The sequence below is a fragment of the Ruminococcus difficilis genome, from assembly GCF_016680995.1.
Window position 1 is genome coordinate 1 of sequence record NZ_JAEQMG010000088.1, and the last position, 1,002, is coordinate 1,002.

A 1,002-nucleotide genomic window follows, 5' to 3' on the forward strand; every position below is an offset into this window, starting at 1 on the left:
AGGTCACGTCCGTGACCTGCTGGATATTGAACACGAAGATATCCAAAGCGCGCTCGGCGGTGATCTTCGCGTTCTTCTGTCGAAGGGAACCTGCCGCCGCGTTGCGCGGATTTTTTGCCGGTTTTTCCTCATTTTCCTCCTGACGGCGCACGAGCTCCTCAAAGCTCTTGAAGGACATATAGACCTCGCCGCGAACCTCCAGAAATGCCGGCGCGTTCGGGATCCGCTTGGGAAGGCTCTTGATCGTCATGAGGTTATCGGTCACATCCTCGCCGGTGGTGCCGTCGCCGCGTGTGGAACCTCGCACGAAAACGCCGTTGCGGTATTCGCAGGAGACCGAGAGTCCGTCGAACTTCGGCTCGACGACGTAACGCGCGTCAGGCGCCGTTTCTCTCACGCGGCGGTCAAATTCTCGCAGTTCCTCCGCAGAAAAGCTGTCATGCAGGCTCTCCATGGGTACTGTATGCGTGACCGGCGAAAATTTCTCCCCGGCGCTGCCGCCGACGCGGTTGGTGGGCGAATCGGCGCGTTTAAGCGACGGGAATTCCGCTTCGAGGTTTTCAAGCTCGCGCAGGAGCATGTCGTACTCATAGTCGGAGATCTCCGGCTCGTCCTGATTATAATATAGGTTGTTGTGGTATTCAAGGGTGCGCGTCAGCTCCTCAACACGGAGCTTTGCCGCTTCTAAAGTCATAGTATCACCGTTCATGCATTATTTAACTGCGGATGTTCCTTTTTCGCGAAGGTAGGTGGATTCCAAGTCCGCGAGATGGAGCTTGACCGCCAACGGATATTTATCATAAGCCTGGCTGATGGTGTTGCTGTTCTTGTCGCCGAATTCGCCCATGTGCCAGCGAATCGCCATAGCTTCTTCGATTTTGAGCCGCATTTTGCGCTCGATCAGAAAGACGGACTTTTCACCGTGACCGTAGGGAAACTGGTCGTCTATCGCGAAATAAGGCACCTTCTCCCACTGTCCCGTCTGCTCGTTCTTGACGTTGA

1 protein-coding gene and 1 pseudogene are annotated in these 1,002 nt (G+C 55.4%); both read right to left on the reverse strand.

Annotation, left to right across the window (positions count from 1 at the left end; genetic code table 11):
- Nucleotides 1–709 (reverse strand): DNA ligase LigA-related protein (locus JKK62_RS09280; protein ID WP_436286309.1); only part of this gene is annotated, 709 nt, incomplete at its 3' end.
- A gap of 3 nt (nt 710–712) precedes the next feature.
- Nucleotides 713–1,002: pseudogene (locus JKK62_RS09285) on the reverse strand (hydrolase); the annotation flags it as partial.